The organism is Rhizobium lentis (assembly GCF_014200175.1).
Lineage (GTDB): Bacteria > Pseudomonadota > Alphaproteobacteria > Rhizobiales > Rhizobiaceae > Rhizobium > Rhizobium mulingense.
Genome location: NZ_JACHBD010000004.1, coordinates 417,232 through 440,541, shown reverse-complemented (window position 1 = coordinate 440,541; position 23,310 = coordinate 417,232). Strand labels below are relative to the sequence as shown.

24 protein-coding genes are annotated in these 23,310 nt (G+C 60.9%); 16 read left to right on the top strand and 8 right to left on the bottom strand.

Annotated elements, in window-relative coordinates:
• Positions 1-278 precede the first annotated feature (278 nt).
• Positions 279-785 carry a hypothetical protein gene (locus GGI60_RS12980; protein ID WP_183916255.1) on the top strand — a complete coding sequence of 169 codons (507 nt, stop codon included), beginning with the start codon at positions 279-281 and terminating at the stop codon, positions 783-785.
• Between the two features lie 88 nt (positions 786-873).
• Here the strand turns inward: GGI60_RS12980 and GGI60_RS12975 are convergent, their stop codons facing one another.
• The 3 genes from GGI60_RS12975 to GGI60_RS12965 form a co-directional block, all read right to left on the bottom strand.
• The gene (locus GGI60_RS12975) at positions 874-1,497 is read right to left on the bottom strand and encodes a response regulator (protein ID WP_010029651.1); all 624 of its coding nucleotides are present in this window, start codon (positions 1,495-1,497) and stop codon (positions 874-876) included.
• A gap of 4 nt (positions 1,498-1,501) precedes the next feature.
• Positions 1,502-2,890 (bottom strand): sensor histidine kinase, encoded by a 1,389-nt coding sequence (locus tag GGI60_RS12970; protein ID WP_183916253.1) that lies wholly within the window; start codon positions 2,888-2,890, stop codon positions 1,502-1,504.
• Positions 2,891-2,954: 64 nt separating this feature from the next.
• Positions 2,955-3,131 carry a hypothetical protein gene (locus tag GGI60_RS12965; RefSeq protein ID WP_183916251.1) on the bottom strand — a complete coding sequence of 59 codons (177 nt, stop codon included), beginning with the start codon at positions 3,129-3,131 and terminating at the stop codon, positions 2,955-2,957.
• A gap of 162 nt (positions 3,132-3,293) precedes the next feature.
• Between GGI60_RS12965 and GGI60_RS12960 the strand changes: the two genes are divergently transcribed.
• Positions 3,294-4,145, top strand: coding sequence for a class I SAM-dependent methyltransferase (locus GGI60_RS12960; RefSeq protein WP_183916249.1), 852 nt, complete (start codon positions 3,294-3,296; stop codon positions 4,143-4,145).
• Positions 4,146-4,202: 57 nt separating this feature from the next.
• Here GGI60_RS12960 and GGI60_RS12955 read toward each other — a convergent pair whose 3' ends face one another.
• Positions 4,203-4,475, bottom strand: a complete 273-nt coding sequence (locus GGI60_RS12955) for a hypothetical protein (protein WP_183916247.1) — start codon at positions 4,473-4,475, stop codon at positions 4,203-4,205.
• Positions 4,476-4,673: 198 nt separating this feature from the next.
• Between GGI60_RS12955 and GGI60_RS12950 the strand changes: the two genes are divergently transcribed.
• The 7 genes from GGI60_RS12950 (at position 4,674) to GGI60_RS12920 (ending at position 9,296) form a co-directional block, all read left to right on the top strand.
• Positions 4,674-5,072: a DUF1236 domain-containing protein gene (locus GGI60_RS12950; RefSeq protein WP_183916245.1), complete on the top strand. Its 399-nt coding sequence runs from the start codon at positions 4,674-4,676 to the stop codon at positions 5,070-5,072.
• Between the two features lie 116 nt (positions 5,073-5,188).
• The gene (locus GGI60_RS12945) at positions 5,189-6,010 is read left to right on the top strand and encodes a DUF1236 domain-containing protein (RefSeq protein WP_183916243.1); all 822 of its coding nucleotides are present in this window, start codon (positions 5,189-5,191) and stop codon (positions 6,008-6,010) included.
• Positions 6,011-6,062: 52 nt separating this feature from the next.
• Complete coding sequence (locus tag GGI60_RS12940; RefSeq protein WP_183916241.1) at positions 6,063-6,227, top strand: hypothetical protein; 165 nt, start codon at positions 6,063-6,065, stop codon at positions 6,225-6,227.
• Positions 6,224-6,805, top strand: a complete 582-nt coding sequence (locus GGI60_RS12935) for a BA14K family protein (RefSeq protein ID WP_183916239.1) — start codon at positions 6,224-6,226, stop codon at positions 6,803-6,805. Before GGI60_RS12940 ends, GGI60_RS12935 begins: the two co-directional genes overlap by 4 nt.
• Before the next feature lie 114 nt (positions 6,806-6,919).
• Entirely contained in the window at positions 6,920-7,234 is a 315-nt protein-coding gene (locus GGI60_RS12930; protein ID WP_183916237.1) for a hypothetical protein, read from the top strand.
• 96 nt (positions 7,235-7,330) lie between these two features.
• Positions 7,331-8,206 carry a hypothetical protein gene (locus GGI60_RS12925; protein ID WP_183916235.1) on the top strand — a complete coding sequence of 292 codons (876 nt, stop codon included), beginning with the start codon at positions 7,331-7,333 and terminating at the stop codon, positions 8,204-8,206.
• Between the two features lie 97 nt (positions 8,207-8,303).
• Entirely contained in the window at positions 8,304-9,296 is a 993-nt protein-coding gene (locus GGI60_RS12920; protein ID WP_183916233.1) for a L,D-transpeptidase, read from the top strand.
• 45 nt (positions 9,297-9,341) lie between these two features.
• On the opposite strand, the gene GGI60_RS12915 is transcribed toward GGI60_RS12920, so the two are convergent.
• Positions 9,342-10,133: a phenylalanine 4-monooxygenase gene (locus GGI60_RS12915; RefSeq protein ID WP_183916231.1), complete on the bottom strand. Its 792-nt coding sequence runs from the start codon at positions 10,131-10,133 to the stop codon at positions 9,342-9,344.
• A gap of 123 nt (positions 10,134-10,256) precedes the next feature.
• Here GGI60_RS12915 and GGI60_RS12910 point away from each other — a divergent pair, with 123 nt between their 5' ends.
• The gene (locus GGI60_RS12910; protein WP_183916229.1) at positions 10,257-10,718 is read left to right on the top strand and encodes an Lrp/AsnC family transcriptional regulator; all 462 of its coding nucleotides are present in this window, start codon (positions 10,257-10,259) and stop codon (positions 10,716-10,718) included.
• A 42-nt stretch (positions 10,719-10,760) separates the two neighbouring features.
• Here the strand turns inward: GGI60_RS12910 and GGI60_RS12905 are convergent, their stop codons facing one another.
• Complete coding sequence (locus GGI60_RS12905; RefSeq protein WP_183916228.1) at positions 10,761-11,261, bottom strand: Lrp/AsnC family transcriptional regulator; 501 nt, start codon at positions 11,259-11,261, stop codon at positions 10,761-10,763.
• 128 nt (positions 11,262-11,389) lie between these two features.
• Between GGI60_RS12905 and hppD the strand changes: the two genes are divergently transcribed.
• The 4 genes from hppD to maiA all read left to right on the top strand — a co-directional run bounded on the left by hppD (position 11,390) and on the right by maiA (position 15,613).
• Entirely contained in the window at positions 11,390-12,499 is a 1,110-nt protein-coding gene (gene hppD / locus GGI60_RS12900; protein WP_183916226.1) for a 4-hydroxyphenylpyruvate dioxygenase, read from the top strand.
• A gap of 79 nt (positions 12,500-12,578) precedes the next feature.
• Positions 12,579-13,940 (top strand): homogentisate 1,2-dioxygenase, encoded by a 1,362-nt coding sequence (hmgA, locus tag GGI60_RS12895; protein ID WP_183916224.1) that lies wholly within the window; start codon positions 12,579-12,581, stop codon positions 13,938-13,940.
• A gap of 18 nt (positions 13,941-13,958) precedes the next feature.
• Positions 13,959-14,984, top strand: coding sequence for a fumarylacetoacetate hydrolase family protein (locus GGI60_RS12890; RefSeq protein WP_183916221.1), 1,026 nt, complete (start codon positions 13,959-13,961; stop codon positions 14,982-14,984).
• Entirely contained in the window at positions 14,981-15,613 is a 633-nt protein-coding gene (maiA, locus tag GGI60_RS12885) for a maleylacetoacetate isomerase (protein ID WP_183916219.1), read from the top strand. Before GGI60_RS12890 ends, maiA begins: the two co-directional genes overlap by 4 nt.
• 55 nt (positions 15,614-15,668) lie before the next feature.
• Here maiA and GGI60_RS12880 read toward each other — a convergent pair whose 3' ends face one another.
• Positions 15,669-16,139, bottom strand: coding sequence for an MEKHLA domain-containing protein (locus GGI60_RS12880; protein ID WP_183916217.1), 471 nt, complete (start codon positions 16,137-16,139; stop codon positions 15,669-15,671).
• Positions 16,140-16,477: 338 nt separating this feature from the next.
• Here GGI60_RS12880 and GGI60_RS12875 point away from each other — a divergent pair, with 338 nt between their 5' ends.
• Together GGI60_RS12875 and GGI60_RS12870 are read left to right on the top strand one after the other, a co-directional pair.
• Positions 16,478-17,812, top strand: a complete 1,335-nt coding sequence (locus GGI60_RS12875; RefSeq protein WP_183916321.1) for a hypothetical protein — start codon at positions 16,478-16,480, stop codon at positions 17,810-17,812.
• A gap of 82 nt (positions 17,813-17,894) precedes the next feature.
• The gene (locus tag GGI60_RS12870) at positions 17,895-19,163 is read left to right on the top strand and encodes a patatin-like phospholipase family protein (protein WP_183916215.1); all 1,269 of its coding nucleotides are present in this window, start codon (positions 17,895-17,897) and stop codon (positions 19,161-19,163) included.
• A gap of 142 nt (positions 19,164-19,305) precedes the next feature.
• On the opposite strand, the gene GGI60_RS12865 is transcribed toward GGI60_RS12870, so the two are convergent.
• Complete coding sequence (locus GGI60_RS12865) at positions 19,306-23,118, bottom strand: vitamin B12-dependent ribonucleotide reductase (RefSeq protein ID WP_183916213.1); 3,813 nt, start codon at positions 23,116-23,118, stop codon at positions 19,306-19,308.
• Between the last annotated feature and the right edge of the window lie 192 nt (positions 23,119-23,310).

Here is a 23,310-nt window from a genome sequence, read left to right as displayed (position 1 = left end):
TGTTGCACTTTGATAAACAAAGCGATGACAAAGAAAGAAGTTCCAGAAAAATGCGTCCACGCCTCAGGCAGCAACACCTTGGTAAGAAAGGCGAGAATATTACAGCCAAAAGGCCGCTCACGTTTTTTGCGTCCATCCATTTGGTAGTCTGGCGCCGGACCAAAGTCCCGGCTTTTGTAGTACCTAGGTCCGGTTGCATTTAATGGTCGGAAAAGCGAAAATTCTCGTGCGTCCAATAACGGTTGGAATGGCGAAGAACAGATGAACGAGGCTACGGCATGACTGTCTCGAAACGCGATTTTCTGAGATGGGGCGGCAACGCGGCCGTCGCCCTCATTGTTGCCGCATCGCCTTTGTCGATCAACCTCGGCGGCTCCCTTCCCCATCTGGCGGTGAAGCACGCGCAGGCAAAGGATGGCAATAACGGCAACGGCAATGGCGGCGGCAACAGCGGTGGCGGCGGCAATAGCGGAGGGAGTGGGAACGGCAATGGGGGAGGGAATAGCGGTGGGGGCGGAAACAGCAGCGGTGGATCCGGCAACAGTGGTGGCGGAAACTCCAGCAGCAACGCGTCATCCTCTTCCTCCGCCGCCGCGTCGTCGAGAGAATTGGGGACGAGAGCGACCGCGGGTTCCGACGGATCGATCAACGTTCGCCACGCGAACGGCATCACCGAGAGCCTGCGCAGCGGCCGCTATGTCATGAAGGACGCGAAAGGCAGGACGATCATAAGTCGTCAGGCGACGGCCAACGACACCCGCCGGCTGAGCCGCTTCCTTCGCTAGCTGGTGCCGGTGTGAGCGGTTTTCGGGCGACATCATGCCCTAATTCTTTAATTGAGAACAGGATTCAGAATTATGGCTGACCCCGGCGCTAGCGCCGTTCGCGCCATTGCAGGGCCGCTTCGGTCCTGTTCGAGACGCCGAGTTTGCTCAGAATCTGGGTCATATGGTGCTTCACGGTCTTTTCCTGCAGATTAAGGCGCAAACCGATATGCTTGTTGGAAAGGCCTTGAGCGACAAGATCCATCACCTCGCGTTCCCGTGGCGTCAGACCGTTCTTGTCGGAGGCTGCGCCATTCAGCGAATTCTCCATGACCTTTGCCGACATCGTCGGCGAGATATATCGTGATCCGCTGAGGACGGTCTGGATCGCCTCGGCGAGACCACGGGAGCCGACACCTTTGAGAACATAGCCCATCGCCCCGCGTTGCAGGGCGCCAAGCAGCGTGTCCACTTCTTCGGATACGGTCAACATCAGCACTTTCGTCGCTGGACTGTGCTCCAGGACATCACTGATCGCAGCCAATCCGCCGCCGGGCATAGAGACATCGAGAAGCATGACGTCGGGGCGGTTGTTCGAAGCGATCATGGCGGCGTCTTCGCTGCTGGCGCCTTCGCCGATAACCACGAAGTCGCTCATCTCCGACAAGCTGCGTGTTACGCCCTCGCGAAAAAGCGGGTGGTCGTCCACGACGCCGACGGTGATTGCTGTCATCTCTCTAATCTCCAACTTCCATGGGCTCGAAGGTCATGGTCACGGTCGTTCCTCCTTCGCCTGTCTTGATATCGAAGGAGCCCCCCAGGCTCTCGATGCGTTCGCGAAGTCCCACCAGGCCGAGGCTTGTTGGCCGCACTTCCGCCGGATCGAAACCATCGCCACGATCGCTGACCTCGACACGGATATGACCGTTGTGCGACACGGCTTTCACCGTCTGCTCAACGCCGCCGCCATGGCGATAGGCGTTGTTCAGGGCTTCCTGAATGAAGCGATAAAGACAGATCTTTACGGCAGTCGCGAGTTCGGGTCCATCCTCGTCGACGATCGTTTCGACGAAGGTTTGGGTCTTGTGCTGATGCGCTTCGACGACCCGCAGCACTATCTCGCTGATCGTGGATTTTTCGATCTGCGGCAGCACCAGTCCGCTGCAGATATTGCGGATCTCCGTCATCGCCTCGGCGAGGCTCGAGCGGATCCAGGCAAGTTCCCTTTCCCGGGCTTCGGGTTTGGTAGACGCGTTGATCAAGAGGTCGCTGTCGAGTCGCAATGAAGCATAGGCGATGTGCTGTGCCGGACCGTCGTGCAGATCGGCGCCGATGCTGCGCAGATATGTTTCGTTCAATGCCGCCACCCGTTGCGAGGCGCGCTGCAGCCGCCGCTGCAGCCCGCGATTTTCGGAGAGCAACGCCGACAATTCCGTCACCCGTTCTTTGAGATCCTTGCGCTGCGCTTCGATCGTGCGGCTGCCGCGAAACACCAGAGCGGAGAGAACGAGGAAAAACAGCCCTGTGACAGCGGCGACTGCCCCCCAGCTCCGCAGCCTCGCATGCGCCAGACTGTCGGCCAGACCTTCCGCCGTCTCGTAGAATTCGAGCACGGCGACCGCTTGGCCGGACCACGGCTGCAGAACCGGATTGTAGATTTCCATCAACGGCTTGCCAAGCGCACGCTCGACACCGCTTTCCGGGTCGTCGGCGATCTCGTAGCGCGCGACGAGCGATCCGGCGAATGCCCTCTGCAGCTTGTCGCTTACGGGAAACTTCCGGCCCACCAGGTCTTTCTCGTTCGAATAGAGAATGGTGCCGTCGCTTCGCCACAGCTTGAACGAGACAAGGCGCCTGCCGAGCGCGCCCTGGCCGAGCGTCTCGTCCAGCGCCTGAGCGCTACCTTCGTCCAGCAACGATTCCGTTTGCATGTCGGGAAGCAGCGGCGCCACGACGCTGTCGACGTAAAGTGCTGTTGCTGCGCCGGAATTATGAATGACGGCATCCTCGATCAGATGGGTCACGAGAACGCCGACCAGAAACATGGCGGCGATCGAGACCAGGCCTCCCGCAATGAAAAATTGGGAGGCGAGGGAGCGGGCGTTCCAGCGGCGAAGCCAATTCATTTTGATACCGGCAAGTGACTTTGCCGACTAACCTACAGCGTCTTCAGAGTTTTTCCAGACAGGATCAGGGCAGATTCCTGGTATCGAATACCTCGGCGCCTCTGACGCTCTCGGTCAACCGGAGGCTATCGCCTGACATGGCTGCGCCGAAGGCGTAGAGAAGGCCGGCCAGAACGACGACGAGAGCGATGACGGAGACGTTCCAGGCGTCATTCACATGGGATCTGTTATTGCGGTTCATGTGCGGATCTCCTTCCGTGACTTTCAAACGACGCCGCCAGGCCCCCCGTTCCACGCCGGGGACTTCGGTCGAAGGGGCTTGGGACCATGGTCCGACCCCGTGGACAATGTCCGATTCAGCCATATTTTCTTGTTCGACGGAGTTGGTTTTGGAGACTTATGAGTGGCAATTGCTGCGGACATCGAAGGCGGCGCAGACGCCGCATTTGCCACCTCTCCGACACCGTTCGGGGAAGGCGTCGCCGACCTTTACCAAGCGCTTCTCGTGCCAATCCTTTTCGAACCCTATGCGTCGGAAATGGCGATCGTCGCCGAACGGTTAAAACCCGTCAGCGTGCTGGAAGTCGCGGCGGGGACAGGCGCCTTGACACGCGCTCTGCGCGCCAGGCTCGATCCGGCGGCCGAGATCGTCGCCACCGATCTCAGCCAGGCAATGATCGACGTCGGCGCTCCGTCCTTGACGCTGTCGCGGACCCATTGGATGCATGCGGACGCGCAAAATTTGCCCTTCGCCCACGCAATGTTCGATCTCGTTATCTGCCAGTTCGGCGTCATGTTCTTTCCGGACAGGCCGAAGGCCTATGGCGAGGCGAAAAGAGTTTTGCGGAGCGGAGGCGGTTTCCTGTTTTCGACATGGGATGGGCTTGCGGCCAACGACTTCGCAAGCTGTGTGGACGAATGTCTGAGAAGGCTGTTCCCGTCCGATCCTCCGGACTTCTTCGAACGTTTGCCATACTCCTATTTTGACGCCGGAGCGATCAAGGCAGAGGTTTCTTCGGCGGGATTCGAGGCGGTTTCTTGCGATCGGGTGACGTTGACCTCGGTCGCGGCCACCGCCCACCACGTTGCGGCGGCATTCTGCAAGGGTTCGCCTCTCAGAGGAGAGATCGAATCGCGGGCGCCGGAGCGCATGTCCGAGATCGTTGATGAGGTGGCGGAGCAGGTAGCGTCGCGCTACGGCGCGAACCCTTGCGGAGATATGAGCGCGTTCATCGTCACCGGCCGCGTTCAGTAACTGTTCCAGCCGCAGATCAAATGCAGAGTGGACGCCTGATCGGCGCCGAGGCTTTGATTAAGGAACCATCCAGTAGTTTGTACGGGAGGGTTCGTGCATCGCGTCGATGACGTGCTGCTCGATCTCGAGACAGGTCTCGTCATATTCCCGCACCAGCTTGAGATTGAACCGTCGCCGCCGAAGACGATCGCGTGCCTCGACCGCCATTTGATAGGCTTCGAAAAGCTCGAGCTGCCAGGGCTCGCGCGCCTCCATGATCAGCGTCCGTATCTGCGGCAGGCGCATCGCCAGGCGCCTGCGTCCAGCTTCGCGGCGGTTGGATCGTGTCATCTCCCTCAGTCTCCTGCCATGCCCACAACGCGGTGGCCCAGCGATCCTCAAATAGCGCCGGCAACGATTATTGAAATGGGGTTCGGACCTAGGGCCGGGCCCCCTCAGACTGAGGTCCGAAAGCTGGAACGACCTGGCGCGCAGCTAGTTGGTCTGCCAGCGGTCGCGAAGACCGTGTTGAAACAGAAGGAGGAAAATATGCTCTTGAAGCTTATTGCCGGCGCGGCAACCGCCGTGTCACTAATGTCGGGCGTCGCATTCGCCCAGTCCTCGACCGTCAACGGGGCGGCGGGCGGCGCGGTCACAGGAGCGATTGTCGGTGGTCCCGCCGGCGCTGCTATCGGCGGCGTTGCCGGCGCAGTTGTCGGCACCGCGATCGATCCGCCACCGGAAAAGGTTGTCACCTATGTCCGCGAAGCTCCGGCACCGTCGACGCGCGTGGTCGTGAAGGAAAAAGTTGTCGTCGGCCAGCCGTTGCCGAAAACGGTCGTCGTGACGCCGATCCCGGATGACCCGACATATGCTTACGCGGTGGTCAATGACGAGCGCGTCATAGTCGAACCGTCGTCTCGCAAGGTGATCCAGGTTATCAAGTGACCTGATCGTACACGCGGCTCTGCCGCGCCTCGCTTCCGAAAATCACCATTCAGAACCAGCCGCACGATGGACGGCAGAGTCGTCGTGCGGCCGAAAATAGCAGAGAGATCGTTGTTATGAACACCAAGACATTTGCCGTCCTGATGACAGCACTCTCGATCGGCGTTTCGCCGGTTGGCCTCGTCGCCGCCTCGGCGCAGGATGCGCCGATCATCCCAAAGAAGGGTGCCGCTCAAAGCGGCCAGTCCGCCGGCGCTGCGACTGAGCAGCCGGATGCGGGCGCCGCTGCGCCGGGCGGCACGGGCACGGCGGCTGACCCGGGCACAGCGACTGCCCCGGGCACAGCGACTGACCAACAGCCTTCCAACTCCGGCGGACGCTCGGCGGGTGCATCCTCTGGATCCACAACGGATAGATCCTCTGGCCAGGCGACCGAGCCCGGCGCCAAGACGCAGTCGGATGCGAAGACACAGAGCGGAGGCTACGGCGGAACTTCGGACAGCTCGAAGACGACCGATCCTGGCCAACCTTCGACTGAAAGCCAGAAGCCCGCCGGTAGCAAGGACGCCGGCACATCGACCGGCTCCGGCGGTTCGACCGAGTCGAATAGCAAGGCGAACGTCGAGAACAGCAACACCTCGGTCGACAGCAGCAAGACCCAGACGAACACCACGACCAATGTGAACATCTCGGTCGAGCAGCAAACGGAAATCCGCAGCGTCGTGAAGGAGGTTCATGTCGAGCCGGTTCGGAAGACCGATTTCACGGTCTCGGTTGGTACCACCATTCCGAAGAAGATCAGGCTAGAACCGCTGCCGCCGCGGATCGTCGAGATCGTGCCGCAGTACAAGGCCTATCGTTTCTTCATCCTGGCGGACGGGCGGATCGTCATCGTCGATCCCTCCTCGTTCACCATCGTCTACATCATCTCGGCGTAGAGCGCCGCGGTGCCCGCGGCAGTTTGTGCCGCCGGGACCAAGGAGAAGGACCATGATCTATTCCGAAGAAAAATCCGCCGGCCTGGCCGTGCCGCTGATCGCCATCCTGCTCGCAATCGCCGGCATTCTCGCCGTACTTGTCGCCACCGGCGGCCACAGCAGTGCCGGTCCGCGTGTTTGGGTTCCCCAGGCACAACAGCAGGAGGCGGGTCAATGAACGCCATTGCATCCGTCGCCTTCGGCATCGTCAGTTCGGTTGGCGCCTGTATGGCTGCGGCATCGGTTGCTTCGCACGTCGTGGCGAATCCCGAACCGCACGCTTTTCCTGAATTGGCCGGGAGCGATCTATGGACGGCGAGCCCGGTGAAAATCGATCCTCGGCAACAGCACTATGAACGGATTGCCCCGCTCTATTCCAGCTACGTCACCGAAGCGCCGGCGAACGTGGCGTCGACAACGACTGCGCAGCCCGCTCCCCCGTCGAGCGAACCGCAGACGCCGCGGCCGGAATTGTCCCTCCAGCATCTCGCTTGGTGTGCGCAGCGTTACCGCTCCTTCAATCCGGCGACCAATAGTTACCGATCCTATAGCGGCGAGACCCGCGAATGCTCTTCGCCTTTTCAGCAGAATATCGCCGAAAGCGATGAAGGCGGCAGCACGAAAGTGAATGCGCAGGCAGCTGCCCGATGCGCCGCCCGCTATCGATCATACCGGCCGGAAGACAATAGCTATCAACCCTGGGAAGGACCGCGGCGAAGCTGCGACATGTCGGATCTGATAGCGACCAGCAACTAACCATGGCCGGGGCGGGGAGTACGAAATCGCGCCAAGCAGGCAGGCCAGACTAAAGTCCGTGTTGTAATCGCACCGGTTGTGATATCCGGTTGTATTTGAGGGCGGAGAGTGGGGATGGCGACGACGCTGATAGCAGAAATCCACCAGGCGCAGACAAGGCTTCCGTTCCTGAGCAGGGCGGAGCGGGGAGCCCTTATCATGCGCATCCTTCGTGAGCTGAAGACGCTGCGTCGGGAGGTTCTCGGAAACGTACCGGCCGATCGCTGTGTATGGATCGACAGGCTTATTGCATCGGTGTCCTCGACGATATCGGAAATCGTCACCATGCAGGACGCAGAGTTCAATCGGGTTCTGAACGAGTTCGAAAAGCTCATGGCGACGCTGCATAACATTTCCCGCCCGGAAAAGCCGTCGAGGACGGTTCACTAGCTTCGATCCTGGCAATGACGGGACCGGGGCCTTTCAATATGACCCGGCGGGCCACTGCGCTGGAAACCGATGCCGGTACGCAAGCGTTCTTCCCGCATGACCGAATCAAAATCTCCCGACGCGGCGCCCTCAGGCGAAGACGATCGAAATCCCGGTGCGGATGTCTCCTTTCCCTACGACAGGGTGACTGTCGAGCAATTCCGACGACGCTTCCCACGCGCCCGATGGAGCGATGATCGCAAGGCCTGGTTCGTTCCCGGCAGCACGGCATCCCGCCGCATCGGACGATGGTTTGCCGAGCGGGAGGCCGAGGCCGACGCGCATGCGGATGCGAAGGGGCGCGATGCCTTCGCCTTCGATCCGATCGACAGTCCATATCTTGAAGTCGGCAAGGCAGGCTTTCGAATCCGCACACCCTATTCGAAGACAGTCGTCGACGAATTGCGCGAAGTGCCGTTCTCGCGGTGGGACGGCGACCTTCGCTTATGGCACGTCCCCTTTCGATCCTATGAGGATTTGAGACGTCGATGGCCCGACATTGAAGCGGCGGCTCGCAGAAACGAGCCGGAGGAGAGACGACGGCGCGCCGAGGAGCGTAAGGGGACCGAACAGGATCTGCGCAGCAGGCTTCGCTCGGCCGAACGAAAGCGCCATCGTTACCCACTTCCCGCCGGCGACTTGCCGCCGATAGGACGCCCGGTGGCCACCTCCTATGGGATCGTCGTGTTTACTGATGTCACCGGCGAATTGGTCGATCCCCAGTCTGTTTCGGACTTCTATCCCGGCGTCAACGAGGATGATCTCTGGGGATATTGGCGGCTGCCGACATTCGAAGAGCTTGTCCGTACGTGGCCGGCAAAAACACCGCCCCTTCAAGGTGCCAGATGGTGGCTGCCGATGATCGAAGAGCTGAGGCCGGCCCGCCGCGCGGCAAGATCACGCGACGCCAGGAAGCGCGCCAGGGCGCCGTGACCGCAGCTGTCGCAAGGGGCTGGACCTGTCGCAGAGGCAGTCCCGGGCCTGCGCAGCCCGCGTGGGAACAAATTCCCACGTCGGCCATTTGTCGTCCATGAAAACATCCCTGCCGATGTCGCTGCTCGCGCTGGCCATCTCCGTTGGCGGCGCCGCCGCGCGGGATCTCCGACCCGAAGCGATCAACGCCGCCTCGATTGCCGACATCGAGACGGCAAAGCCGTCGCCCGCAGATCCGGACCCGGCGATCGTCCGTCTTCAGGTCCTGCTCGACCGGGCGGGCTCGTCTCCCGGCGTGATCGACGGCCTATCCGGGGAGAACGTCAATAAGGCCGTGGCCGGTTTCGAGGCCATGAACAAACTTCCTGTCGACGGTAGGCCGGATCCCGAGGTCGTTTCCCGCCTGGAAGACAATGCCGCCATTATCAGGAGCTATGTCGTCTCGCCCGAGGATGCCACGGGTCTCGTCGAGACGATCCCCGAGGATTACGGCGACAAGGCCAAGATGCAGAGCCTCGGCTATACCAGCGTCGCAGAGAAATTGTCCGAACGCTTCCATATGGGTCTCGATCTGTTGAACGCGCTCAACCCGGCTTCGCAGTTTGCACCTGGAGACACGGTGTGGGTCGTCGACCCCGGTCCCGCAAGGGAAGGCAAGGTCAAGAGAATCGAGGCCGACAAGAAGCTAGGGCAGGTGCTGGCCTATGCCGAGGACGGATCTTTGCTGGCCGTCTATCCCGCGACGATCGGCAGCAAAGACAATCCGTCGCCCTCGGGAAAGCACAAGGTCAAGGGCGTCGCGAGGATGCCGGTCTACCGATACGACCCGAAGCGCAACTTCAAGCAGGGAAAGAACGACAAGGTCCTGACGATCCCGAAGGGGCCGAACGGGCCGGTTGGCAGCGTCTGGATCGACCTGACCGAGCCGACCTATGGAATCCATGGGACGCCGGAGCCGAAGCTCATCGACAAGGTCGGCTCGCATGGTTGCGTGCGGCTGACGAACTGGGACGCCGAAGAGTTGGCCGGCATGGTCAAGCCGGGCGTCCTTGTCGATTTTGTCAATCGCAGCCCGGCCGCTCCGAAGTGAGACGCGGCATTTTGCAGACCGACTGTTTCCCCCGCTGAGGACCTATTACGAGGCCTTGGCTTCGAAGGCCGGAGCGAAGTCACCCAGCGTTTTCGCCTTGAGGATCATGCCGCCGATATCTTGGTCCACGATCGCTTCAAGATCGGCAAAGCTGTCGATGACATAGTAGATCGGCTGGAGGATATCGATTCGATAGGGGGTCCTGAGAGCGCTCAGCAGATCGAACGGCCGGAATTCGCAGGCCGTGCCTTCCGTTGCTGCCTTTGCTTCACTGGGCGATGAGACGATGCCGGCGCCGAAGCAGCGGCGGCCTTGCGGCGTATTGATCAGGCCGAATTCGACCGTGAACCAGAAAATCCGGAACAGATGCCATGAATAGCCCTTGCCGAGGCGCATGGCCGTTTCGCCGAAATGCCGGACGAAATTGGCGTAACTCTGGTTCGTCAGTAGCGGGCAGTGGCCGAAGACCTCGTGAAACAGGTCCGGTTCCTCGATATAGTCGATATGTTCGCGACGGCGCAGGAAGGTTGCCAGCGGGAATTTGCCTTGCGACAGAAGTTCGTAAAAGCGCGAGGGCGGAATGAGCGCCGGCACGCCTTCGACGCCGAAGCCGGTGGTCTCGTTAAGGCGTCTGTTCACATCGAGAAGCTGAGGCACTTTCTCCGGCTTCAAGCCCAGCAGTTTGACGCCATCCAGATATTCCTGGCAGGCCGTGTCGGCCAGTATCTTCATCTGACGCCGGTAGAGTTCGCCCCAGATCGCATCTTCCTCGGGGCTGTAGTCGTAGAGGCCGTCCGGGCCGGGCAGTTTGGCGGTGTAGCTGCTTTCTTTGGTCATCGGTCGATCCTCCCGAGAATGTCGCTATTTCTGCGATTATGCTCCGTGCCGGGCGGATTTTCTTTTCTTTTGTGCCGCGTATCGCCATAGTGATGAAAAATATTCTCGATCAAGAAAGTGAAAATGAAAGAAACCGGGAGCTTTCGCCGCAAGCTTCTGAAACTCATCCAGGCCGATGGCAGCCTGTCGCTGGCGGACCTGGCGGAGAAGGCCGGCATGTCGCAGAGCTCCGCCTGGCGGAAGATCCAGGAACTGGAAGCCGACGGCGTTATCCGCAAGCGCGTGACGCTGCTCGATCCCGGCAAACTCGATCTCAAACTCTGCGTGATCGCCCATGTCACGCTGGAGGATCACCACGAAGAGGCGGTCGCGTCCTTCGCTTCGGTGGTGCTGGAACGCCCGGAGATCATGGAATGCTACGCCTTGTCGGGCGCCTTCGACTATATGCTGAAGATCCGGGCCAGCGACGTCGAAAGCTACGAAGCCTTCATGACGCGGTACCTCATGCGCAACCCGCATGTGCGCACGGTGGTCTCGAGCTTCGTCCTGCGCGAGCTGAAATTCTCGACCGAACTGCCGCTTTGACGCTTATTGCTAAGTGGGTCGCCGATCGGTGACAAGGGGAGATCAACGCGCGCTGTCGCCGTGCCAGCTACCGGGTATGCGTACCGGAAAGCCCTCGAAGGTCTTCAGCGTGTCGAGCACGATCGAGGTTTTCACGTGCTGCACCGACTCGTGCGGCAACAGAACGTCGTTGACGAATTTGGAGAGGTCGGCGAGCCCGCGGGTCGCGACCTTCAGGTGGTAGTCCATTTCGCCGGTCAGCGCATAGGCTTCTAGAACTTCCGGCAGCCCGTTGATCAGCTGGGAAAACCGCCGGGCATTATCCCTGTTGTGGGTGGCAAGCGTCACCGAAATGACCACCAGCATGTCCAGCCCCAGCTTCTCCCGATCGAGATAGGCACGGTAGCTGCGGATATAGCCCTCGGACTCCAGTCGCGTGCGCCGGCGCGAGCATTGCGAGGGTGAAAGGGCGATGCGATCGCCAAGTTCGTTGTTCGTCAGCCTGCCATCCTTTTGCAGTTCCTGGAGCAGGCGCAGATCCAATTTGTCCAGCCGTTCATCCATTGCGCAAAATCTCCAAAATACTCACGAACTGTGCATAATATCTTCTGTACGCATAAAGAATGCAAGAACTTTGCGCGCGTTTTGGGTCACACTTTGCACAGTCAAACTCCAATCGTCAGGAGGAGAAAATGGGTCCTTTCCCGCATGATGCACCGCCGTCGGAAATCACCGCCGACAACCCGGCCGGCACCGACGGTTTCGAATTCGTCGAGTTCGCGCATCCCGAGCCGGAGAAGCTCAGCGAGCTCTTCACACGCATGGGCTACGCCGCCGTCGCCCGGCACAAGACGAAAGACATCACCGTCTGGCGCCAGGGCGATATCAACTATGTCGTCAATGCCGAACCCGGCAGTCATGCCGCCCGCTTCGTCGAAAAGCACGGTCCCTGCGCGGCATCGATGGCCTGGCGTGTCGTCGACGCCAAACACGCCTTCGACCATGCGGTGTCGAAGGGCGCCGTTCCCTATGAAGGCGACGACAAGATGCTGGACGTCCCGGCGATTGAAGGTATCGGCGGCTCGCTGCTTTATTTCGTCGAGACCTATGGCGCCAAGGGATCGGCCTACGATGCCGAATTCGATTGGTTGGGTGAGCGTAACCCGCGCCCTGAGGGGATCGGCTTCTACTACCTCGATCATCTCACGCACAACGTCTTCCGCGGCAATATGGACAAATGGTGGGATTTCTACCGCGAGCTGTTCAATTTCAAGCAGATCCACTTCTTCGATATTGACGGCCGCATCACCGGTCTGGTCAGCCGTGCCATCACCTCGCCCTGCGGCAAGATCCGCATTCCGCTGAATGAATCGAAGGACGACACCAGCCAGATCGAGGAATATCTGAAGAAGTACCGGGGCGAGGGCATCCAGCACATCGCCGTCGGCACCGAGGATATTTATGGGGCCACCGACCGGCTTGCCGACAACGGGTTGCGCTTCATGCCGGGTCCGCCGGAGACCTATTACGACATGTCTTATGAACGTGTGAACGGCCACAGTGAACCCATCGAGCGCATGAAGAAGCACGGCATCCTCATCGACGGCGAAGGTGTGGTGAATGGCGGCATGACGAAAATCCTGCTGCAGATCTTCTCGAAAACCGTCATCGGCCCGATCTTCTTCGAATTCATCCAGCGCAAGGGTGACGAGGGTTTTGGCGAAGGCAACTTCCGCGCTCTTTTCGAGTCGATCGAGGCCGATCAGATCAAGCGTGGTGTCATCGGCACCGCAGCGGAGTAAACTCTAAGGGCGCCCGTGCGTCTGAAGGGCGCGCGGCGCCGGAGTTTTCGGCCTTGAGTTTTTGGGGAGGAGTTGAGCAATGGACCAGACATCGATCCAGGCTTCCGGCGGTGAAGCGGCGGCGGCAGACAAAGTGAAGTATATGCCGGGTTTCGGGAACGACTTCGAAACCGAGTCGCTTCCCGGTGCTTTGCCGCAGGGCCAGAACAGCCCGCAGAAATGCAATTACGGCCTCTATGCCGAGCAGCTTTCCGGCTCGCCGTTCACCGCCCCGCGCGGGACGAACGAGAGGTCCTGGCTTTACCGCATTCGCCCGAGCGTGCGCCACACGCGGCGCTTCTCGAACGCGTCCTATCCGCTCTGGAAGACCGCGCCCTGCCTCGACGAGCATTCGCTGCCTCTCGGACAGCTTCGCTGGGACCCTATCCCTGCGCCCACCGAAAAGCTGAATTTTCTGGAAGGCGTGCGGACAATCACGACGGCCGGCGACGCCACGACCCAGGTGGGCATGTCGGCCCACGCCTATGTCTTCAACGAGGACATGGTCGATGACTATTTCTTCAACGCCGATGGCGAATTGCTGATCGTGCCGCAGCTCGGCGCCATCCGGGTGTTCACCGAAATGGGCATCATGGATGTCGAGCCCGCCGAAATATGCCTCATCCCCCGCGGCATGATGTTCAAGATCCTCACATCAGGCGAGCAGACCACCTGGCGTGGTTATATATGCGAGAACTACGGCGCCAAATTCACGCTGCCGGAGCGTGGCCCGATCGGTGCCAACTGCCTGGCAAACCCGCGCGATTTCAAGACTCCTGTCGCCGCCTATGAGGACAAGGAAACGCCTTGCCGCGTTCATGTGAAGTGGTGCGGCAAATTCTATGTCACCGAGATCGGCCATTCGCCGCTCGATGTGGTGGCCTGGCACGGCAATTATGCCCCGTTCAAATACGATCTCACGACATTTTCTCCGGTCGGCGCCATCCTCTTCGATCATCCCGATCCGTCGATCTTTTCGGTGCTGACCGCTCCGACCGAGGATGCCGGCACCGCCAATGTCGATTTCGTGATCTTTCCACCGCGCTGGCTGGTGGCCGAGCATACATTCCGCCCGCCCTGGTATCACCGCAACATCATGAGCGAATTCATGGGTCTGATCCATGGACAGTATGACGCCAAGGAAGAGGGTTTCGTGCCGGGCGGCATGAGCCTGCACAACATGATGCTGCCGCATGGGCCGGATGCGCTCGCCTTCGAAAAGGCGGCCAATGTCGAGCTCAAACCGGTGAAGCTCGATCACACCATGGCCTTCATGTTCGAGACCCGGTACCCGCAGCAACTGACGAAATACGCCGCCGAGCTGGAAACGCTGCAGGAGGATTACCTCGAGTGCTGGGACGGGTTGGAACGCAAGTTCGACGGAACCCCCGGTATCAAGTGATAGCATCGGAATTGGCACATGAAACTTGCGACCTTGAAGGACTCCACCAGGGACGGCCGCCTCGTCGTCGTGTCCCGCGACCTGACCCGCTGCTCCGAAGTCGGCCACATCGCCCGCACGCTGCAGGCAGCCCTCGACGACTGGGACCATGTGGCGCCGAGACTCCGGCTGATTGCCGAAGGCATCGAGACCGGCGCCCAGCCGACGCGCCGTTTTCACGAACATGACGCCGCGTCACCCCTACCGCGGGCCTATCAATGGGCCGATGGTTCCGCTTACGTCAACCACGTCGAACTGGTGCGCAAGGCGCGCGGCGCCGAAATGCCGGCAAGCTTCTGGACCGATCCGCTGATGTATCAGGGGGGCTCGGATGTCTTCCTCGCGCCTCGCGATCAGATCGTCGCGGCCGACGAGGCTCATGGCATCGATATGGAGGGCGAGGTCGCTGTCATCACCGGCGATGTCGCCATGGGGGCAAGCCCTGAGACCGCCCGCGACGCCATCTGCCTGGTGATGCTCGTCAACGACGTGTCGCTGCGCGGCCTGATCCCCGAAGAGCTGGCCAAGGGGTTCGGTTTCTTCCAGTCCAAGCCGGCCTCGGCATTTTCGCCGGTGGCGGTGACGCCGGACGAGCTGGGGGAGGCGTGGGATGGCGGCAAGCTGCATCTGCCGCTGCTCGTCAGCCTGAACGGCAAGCCTTTCGGCAAGGCCAATGCCGGCATCGATATGACCTTCGATTTCGGCCAGCTGATCGCCCATGCCGCCAAGACCCGTCATCTCAGCGCCGGAACGATCATCGGTTCGGGTACGGTTTCCAATAAGCGGGACGGCGGCCCGGGCAGGCCGGTCGAAGACGGCGGCGACGGCTATTCCTGCATCGCCGAAATCCGGATGATCGAGACGATCGAAAGCGGCTCGCCGAAGACCCCCTTCATGCAGTTCGGCGACCAGGTCCGCATCGAGATGAAGGACCGTGCCGGCCATTCGATCTTCGGGGCGATCGAGCAGACCGTCGAACGCTATGGAGGAGCGGGACCGCAATGAGCGAGGTCGTTCTTTACGACTACTGGCGATCGTCGGCGAGCTACCGCGTCCGCATCGCCCTCAACCTGCTTGGGATCGACTACAGGACGGTGCCGGTCAACCTCTTGGAGGGCGCGCACAGGAAACCGGATTATCTCGCACTCAACCCGCAAGGGCTCGTGCCGACCCTGGTGATCGATGGAAGGCCCCTGACGCAGTCGCTGGCGATCATCGAATATCTGGCCGAGCTGCGGCCGGAATGCGGATTGCTGCCCTCGGACAACGCCGATCGCCAGCATGTGCGCGCGCTTGCCTATGCAATCGCCATGGACATCCATCCGATCTGCAACATGCACGTCGTGTCGCATGTCATGACCCTGACCGAGAAGGCGGATGCCCGCGAGGAATGGATGAAGCATTTCATCGCCGACGGACTTGGCAAACTGGAAGCCATGATTGCCGAAACCGGCGGAGCCTTCAGCTTCGGCGATGCGCCAACGATGGCCGACCTTTGCCTCATCCCACAGGTCTACAATGCCCGCCGCTGGGGCGTTGATCTCACGCATCTCAAGCGCATCATCGCGATCGCCGCCCGGTGTGCCGAACTGCCGGCCTTCCAGGCGGCGCATCCCGACCGCGTAAAGCCGTGACGTCACCGCCCGGGTACAATGCATCAGGCTGAGGCCCGGCGGCTGGCCGGCTAGCCTACGCGTCCCGCCACGAAAGGAATATCGCAGCCTGGCCCAAACGTTTGCCGCTTTCGTCGATAAGCTGCCAGACAGTCACCTTCTCGATCCAGAAACGGCGCCCCGATTTCGCGATCCTGACGCCGCGGCCATTCTCGACAAAACCGTCGCGGGTCACGCTATCGAGCAGCCGCTGGCGTTCCGCCCGATCCGGCTGCTCGGCCGAAAGCCGCGACGGCAGCGCGATGAATTCATCCCAGCTATATTCGAAACAGGTCTGCGCGGTGCGATTCGCGTAGATGAAGCGCGGGTCGGGTTCGGTATTGTGGGCGAGGACCACGAAAGGAGCAGAATTGTAGAGCCAGCCCGGCCCTTGTCCGTCCTGGACAAGAGGACGGCCAACGATGCGCATGTAGCTGCAGGTGAGGAGGGAGAAGAAATCGAGATCGCTCGTCAGGTCGAGGGCGTGATTGTCATAGATAGAAGTCACGAAGTGCCTCGTTGGTCAAATGCTTCGGTGCAGGCGACATAACCGATATTTATTGCATAGGTCTATGATGCCTTGCGAACTGCGATCTTTCCCGGCGAGGATCAGCATTTACCTTGTCCCAACACTTCTGATTGTGACGCTTGCCAGAAGATCGCCCGTTGTGCATTGATCTTAAGCTGCTGGGGTCGCTATCAACATTCTCTGCGAAGCTATTGTTCTTCAGACCGTAATCGGCGTCGGCTGGGCGCGGACGGCCGGGATTCACGGGGGCAGGTGATTTCGTCATCCGGCTATACCCTGCGCAAGCTAGGCTGCGAATGACGACAGGAGAGGTACAGGTGCTCGAAGGCTGGGGAAGAATGCGGAAATCCGTCTCGTTGATAGCGATGCTGCTGGCCTTCGTCGCCATGGCCGGAGAGGGGCATGCGGCAATTTCCTACCAACGTCTGGACGGTGCGCCGGGAGAGCGTGGTCTGGTGATAAAGGGCGTGTTCGAATTCTCCGACGATCCGATGACGCTTGTCGAAGAATATACGCAGTACCATCCGGACTATATCAGCTTTGACTCGCCCGGCGGAAACGTGGTCGCTGCGATCCGGTTCGGCCGGGCTCTCCGCGCACTGAATGCAAAAACGCTCCAGATCAGAGCCCTGGAATGTGCATCGGCTTGCGCCTTCGCCTTTGTCGGTGGCGTTGAACGGTTTGCCGAGCCGGGCTCCATCGGCGTGCATCGCGTTTCCCTATCCGACGATGTTCCCATGGACAACAAATTGGCAGTCTCGACCGTTCAAGTGATGACCGGGGAGATCATCGGCTATCTCACCGACATGGGGGTAAGCCCCAGTCTGCTGCAGCTCAGCCTGTCGATCGACAGCACCGATATCAGGTATCTCACTGCTGCGGAAATGGGGAACTGGAACATCAACACGCCCGAGGACATGCCCGCGCCGCAGGAAAGCGCGTCGCCGCCTCAGGACGCCGCGCCTGAGGTGAGCGCAACACCCGCCGTCATGCCACCGGACTCAAGCGATTCTGAGGAGGCGGCCGCATCCGAACCTGGCGACCTGACCACGGAAGCGGTTGATTTCGTCAACCGATACAATGACGAATGGTCGAAAGACAGCGCCTCGGCGTTGGCCTTCATGAAGGACGTCTATGCCGACGAGGTCTCCTTCTTTGGAAACTCGGTCGACAAAGGCGTCGTGCTACAGGACAAGGCGACCTTCGCCCAACGCTGGCCGCAGCGCATCTACAGCGTCAAGCCCGGCTCCGTGACTGCGAGCTGTGCCGGAAAATGCGAAATGTCGGGAATTGTCGAGTGGTTTGCCGGAAACAGGGACACGGGTAAGACATCCTCCGGCATGGCGGAATTCTCCTTCGTGTGGAACACGGCCTCTCTGCAGATCGAGTCCGAGACCGGAAAGGTGCTCGCCACGGACAAGGGAGCCAAGGCGCCGGACCGGTTGATCCATCAGTGGACAGGACTGGACGACTTCTGCCGTACGAGTGTCGATCGCGAGGGCACCGAGACGCTACGGGCATGCAAACGGCGCGACGAGCTCGGTCCGCTGCTCAATCGCGTCGACTGGTGCTACGGCCATGAAGGCGAAGCCGGAATAAACTGGGAGTGGCACAAATGCGATGCCAATTCCCGCCGATATACGAGCAAGTAGCGCGCAGGCCCAAAGACGAGCGACCGGTGGTTGCTCGGAGGAAGAAATGTTGGGAAACTCACATTCCTGAGTGAGGCCGAGCATGTCAGAAGACGAGCATCCCGAGGAAAACGGCGTCCTGTCTGGATCTGACGATCCCGAGAAGCCGGCGGAACGTTACCAACTCGGCCTTTGCCTTTCGGGCGGCGGCTATCGGGCCATGCTGTTCCATGCGGGATCGCTGGCGAGGCTGAACGAGGCCGGTCTTCTGGCGAAGCTCGATATGATCTCTTCGGTATCGGGCGGATCGATCGCCTCCGGCTTGCTGGCCTATGTGTGGCCGCGGCTTGTCCTTCAGGACGGGGTCGCCGTCAATTTCAACGCCGAGTATTTGGATCGTATCCTGGCCTTCAGCCAGGTCTTTGCGGATGAGCCGAGCTTCCTGAAGGGCGTGTTCAACCCCTTCTCGAGTGCGGCGGAGGAAGCCGCCAAACTCTACGACCGACACCTGTTCGACGGAAAGTCGCCGAGCCTGAAAGACCTGCCGGGATCGCCCTGGTTCGTCTTCTGCGCCAGCAATCTCAGCACCGGTTCGCTCTTCCGCATGTCCAATCGCTATATCGCGGATTACCGGATCGGCCTCTCGTTTCATCCGGCGCTTCCGCTTGCGACCGCAGTTGCCGCCTCGGCCGCATTCCCGCCCGTGCTGTCACCGCTGCGATTGGACCTGTCGCAATTTTCATGGAAGAGAGAAAAGCTCGACGAGACGGTCGGCGAACCTGTCGCTCCGGGCCGGGCGATATTGAGCGATGGCGGCGTTTACGACAATCACGGCATCGAGCCGGCGCTGAAACGCTGCGACTGCCTGCTCGTCAGCGATGCCGGCGCGCCCTGGCGTTCCTCCACCCGCGGATATTGGAACTACTTCAGCCAGCTCAAGCGGGTGCTCGACACGGCCGACAATCAGGTGAGGGCGCTGCGGCGGCGGGACCTGATCGGCGGCTTCAAGGCCGCAAAACGGGCTGATCTGCTTGGCCTCGACGATCTTACAAAATCGGCTCTGCGCGCAAGAACGCACGGCGTCTATTGGTCGATCGACAGCAGGGATGTCGAACTCAAGCCATATGCCTCCTACACGCTGCCGCCGTCGTCGGTCATTCCCGCCGACGTCGGCACCTATCTTCATTTCCTCGGCGCGCGAGAGACGGAGCGCTTGGCGAATTGGGGGCACTATGTCTGCGACGCGATGCTCAACCGGTTTTACCCGTCGCCCCTGGTTCCATCGCCAGGCCCGCCGTTGGCGGCCGGAACCGTGAAGCCCTCCTGGGCGGCGAGCGCAAGCAAGCGCCTGTTCGATTTCCTGCCTTTGTGACTTCCGGGCCGCGACCAACGGCTAAGGGGTCGCCGTGAACGACAAAGCCGGGCGTGGCAGCCCGGCTTTCTCGGCTTTCAACTCAAGGTCGGCTGTCAGAGTTCAAACGCGATGATGGCGAATGAGCGCTACTTAGGCTCTCTCAACTGCAACCGCTCGTCGCACCACACGTGTCGCACTTCTCGCAAGTCCCGTTCCGCACCATCGTGAAATTCTGGCACTCCGAGCACATGTTGCCGGTATAGCCCTGCATGATCGAGCGCTGCCTGCGTTCGGCTTCCACCTTCTTGGCTTCGGTCTTGGCCGTTGCCGCGTCGGCTGCCGCCTTGTCGGAGAAGAGGGCGGTGGCGTCGCTGGTGATTTCTTCCAGCACCTCTTCGGCGATCTCTTCGGCCAATTCCTTGGCGCGCTCCTCGTAATCGCGCTTGAAGGCGACGATTTCGGAGGTGGAGATGGCGACCGTCGGCTCCAGCTTGCGGGCAGCACTGCCGGCAAAGGCGGTCACGGTGCCGGTGGACGCGGCGCGGGCAGGGGCTGCGGTGGCGGCACCCTTGGGTTCGCCCGCCTGGCGCTCGCCAGCGCCGGAGACGAGCGTCGGCTTGTAGCCGCGGGTCCAGCCGGTCGACAGCAGGTTGGTCTTGCCTTCCTGGATGCCCTTGCCGAGTGCGGTGTTCGAGAAATCCGACGTATCGACATGGGCGAGGTCGTGGCGGCCGAGATAGGAGACGGCTAGCTCGCGGAAGACGTAGTCGAGGATCGAGGTGGCGTTCTTGATCGCGTCGTTTCCGATGACCATGCCGGCCGGCTCGAACTTGGTGAAGGTGAAGGCCTCGACATATTCCTCGAGCGGCACGCCATATTGCAGGCCGAGCGAGATGGCGATGGCGAAATTGTTCATCATCGCGCGGAAGGCAGCGCCTTCCTTGTGCATGTCGATGAAGATCTCGCCGAGGCGGCCGTCGCCGAATTCACCGGTGCGGAGATAGACCTTGTGTCCGCCGACGGCGGCCTTCTGGGTATAGCCCTGGCGGCGGTTCGGCAGCTTCTCGCGTTCGCGCGAAACGCGTTCGATCACCCGCTCGATGATTTTCTCGGTGATGGTGACGGCCTGTGCGGCGACGGGGGCCTGCAACAGTTCCTCCAGCGCATCCTCGTCGTCCTCGTCCTCGATCAGCGAGGCATTGAGCGGCTGCGACAGCTTCGAGCCGTCGCGATAGAGCGCGTTGGCCTTGAGGCCGAGCTTCCAGGACAGAAGGTAGGCGTTCTTGCAATCCTCGACGGTGGCGTCGTTCGGCATGTTGATCGTCTTGGAAATCGCGCCGGAGATGAAGGGCTGGGCGGCCGCCATCATGCGGATATGGCTTTCCACCGAGAGGTAGCGCTTGCCGATCTTGCCGCAGGGATTGGCGCAATCGAAGACCGGCAGGTGCTCGGCCTTCAGGAAGGGCGCGCCTTCCAGCGTCATCGCGCCGCAGACATGGATGTTGGCGGCTTCGATGTCCTTCTTCGAGAAGCCCATATGGTCGAGCAGGCTGAAGCTCATGTCAGTGAGCTGTTCGTCGGAAACCTTCAGCGTCTCCTTCAGGAAGTCGGCGCCGAGCGTCCACTGGTTGAAGACGAACTTGATGTCGAAGGCGCTCTTCAGCGCCGCGTTGACGGCTTCCACCTTCTCGTCGGTCAAGCCCTTGGCCTTCAGCGTCGACGGGTTGATCGCCGGCGCCTGGTTCAGGTTGCCGTGGCCGACGGCATAGGCCTCGATTTCGGCGATCTGGCTCTCGGAATAACCGAGCGTGCGCAGCGCTTCCGGCACGGCGCGGTTGATGATCTTGAAGTAGCCGCCGCCGGCGAGCTTCTTGAACTTGACGAGGGCGAAGTCGGGCTCGATGCCGGTCGTGTCGCAATCCATGACGAGGCCGATCGTGCCGGTGGGCGCGATGACCGAGACCTGGGCATTGCGGTAGCCATGCTTCTCGCCGAGCTCGAGCGCCTTGTCCCAGGCCGACTTGGCATGGGCGGCAAGATCCTGGTCCGGGTTTTCCGAATGGATCAGCGCGACCGGGTCGATCGACAGCGCCTCATAGCCGGAGGTTTCGCCGTAAGCGGCGCGGCGATGGTTGCGGATGACCCGCAGCATGCTTTCGCGGTTCGGCGCGAAGTTCGGGAAGGGCCCGAGCTCGGCGGCCATTTCGGCCGAGGTCGCATAGCAGATGCCGGTCATGATCGCCGTCAGCGAGCCAGCAATGGCGCGGGCTTCGGCCGAATCATAGGGAATGCCCGAGGACATCAGCAGGCCGCCGATGTTGGCGTAGCCGAGGCCGAGCGTGCGGTATTCGTAGGAGAGTTCGGCAATGCGCTTCGAGGGGAACTGCGCCATCATCACCGAGATTTCGAGCACGACGGTCCACAGGCGGACGGCATGTTCATAGTCGCCGATATTGATGCGCTTGGTGGCCTTGTCCTTGAACTGCAGCAGGTTCAGCGAGGCAAGATTGCACGCGGTGTCGTCGAGGAACATGTATTCCGAGCACGGGTTCGAGCCGCGGATCGGGCCGCCGGCGGGCGAGGTGTGCCAGTCGTTCATCGTCGTGTTGAAGTGGATGCCCGGATCAGCCGAGGCCCAGGCGGCGTAGGAAATCGTTTCCCAGAGATCGCGCGCCTTCAGCGTCTTCATCACCCGGCCGTCCTTGCGGGCGGTCAGCTTCCATTCGCCGTCATTTTCGACGGCGCGCAGGAAGTCGTCCTTGATCGAGACGGAGTTGTTGGAGTTCTGGCCGGAGACCGTGAGGTATGCTTCCGAATCCCAATCCGTGTCGTAGGTCTTGAATTCGAGATCCTTATAACCTTGGCGGGCGAACTGGATGACGCGCTGGACGTAATTCTCCGGAACCTGATCCTTCTTGGCGGCGCGGATTTCGCGCTTCAGGGCAGGGTTCTTGGCCGGATCGAAGCAATCGCCATTGTCGCCGCCGTCGCAATTGACACAGGCCTTCATGATCGCCTTCAGGTGCCGGGCGACGATCTTCGAGCCGGTGACGAGGGCTGCGACCTTCTGCTCTTCCTTGACCTTCCAGTTGATGTATTCCTCGATATCGGGGTGGTCGATGTCGACGACCACCATCTTGGCGGCACGGCGCGTCGTACCGCCCGACTTGATGGCGCCGGCGGCGCGGTCACCGATCTTCAGGAAGCTCATCAGGCCGGAGGAGCGGCCGCCGCCGGAAAGCTTTTCGCCTTCGCCGCGCAGCATGGAGAAGTTGGAGCCGGTGCCGGAGCCGTATTTGAACAGGCGCGCCTCACGCACCCAGAGATCCATGATGCCGCCTTCGTTGACGAGGTCGTCCTCGACCGACTGGATGAAGCAGGCATGCGGCTGCGGATGTTCGTAGGCCGACTTGGACTTGGTCAGCTTGCCGGTGAAGGGGTCGACATAGAAATGGCCCTGGCCGGGGCCGTCGATGCCGTAGGCCCAATGCAGGCCGGTGTTGAACCATTGCGGCGAGTTCGGCGCCACGCGCTGGGTGGCGAGCATATAGGCAAGCTCGTCCTTGAAGGCCGCAGCATCTTCCTCGGAAGAGAAATAGCCGCCTTTCCAGCCCCAATAGGTCCAGGTGCCGGCAAGACGGTCGAAGACCTGGCGCGCATCGATCTCGGAGCCGGTCTGCTCTTCTTTCGGCAGGGTCTTTAGCGCGGCGTCGTCGGGAACGGAACGCCACAGGAAGGACGGAACGTCGTTTTCCTCGACCTTCTTCAGCCGCGTGGGAACGCCGGCCTTGCGGAAATACTTCTGCGCCAGAACGTCGGTCGCGACCTGGGAGAACTGGGCGGGAACGTCGATATTCTCGAGGCGGAAAACGATCGAACCGTCCGGGTTCTTGATCTCGCTCGTCGCCTTGCGGAATTCGATATCCGCATAGGCGCCTTGGCCGGCCTTCGTGAAACGACGTTCGATGCGCATAGTCTTGACCTCGCGTTGGCGCCTGTCCCCAGGGCGCAAAATTCCTATCCGGCGGCACTTTCTGTCATGCAGCCAGTCTCGTTTCCGTATCGTGACAGGGGTGTCATCCGGAGATGCCCTTCCTGTATATTGTGGTGATGGTGGCTGCAAACACTAAATATAGTATTAACAGCTTATTATCGCCAGCCCCGA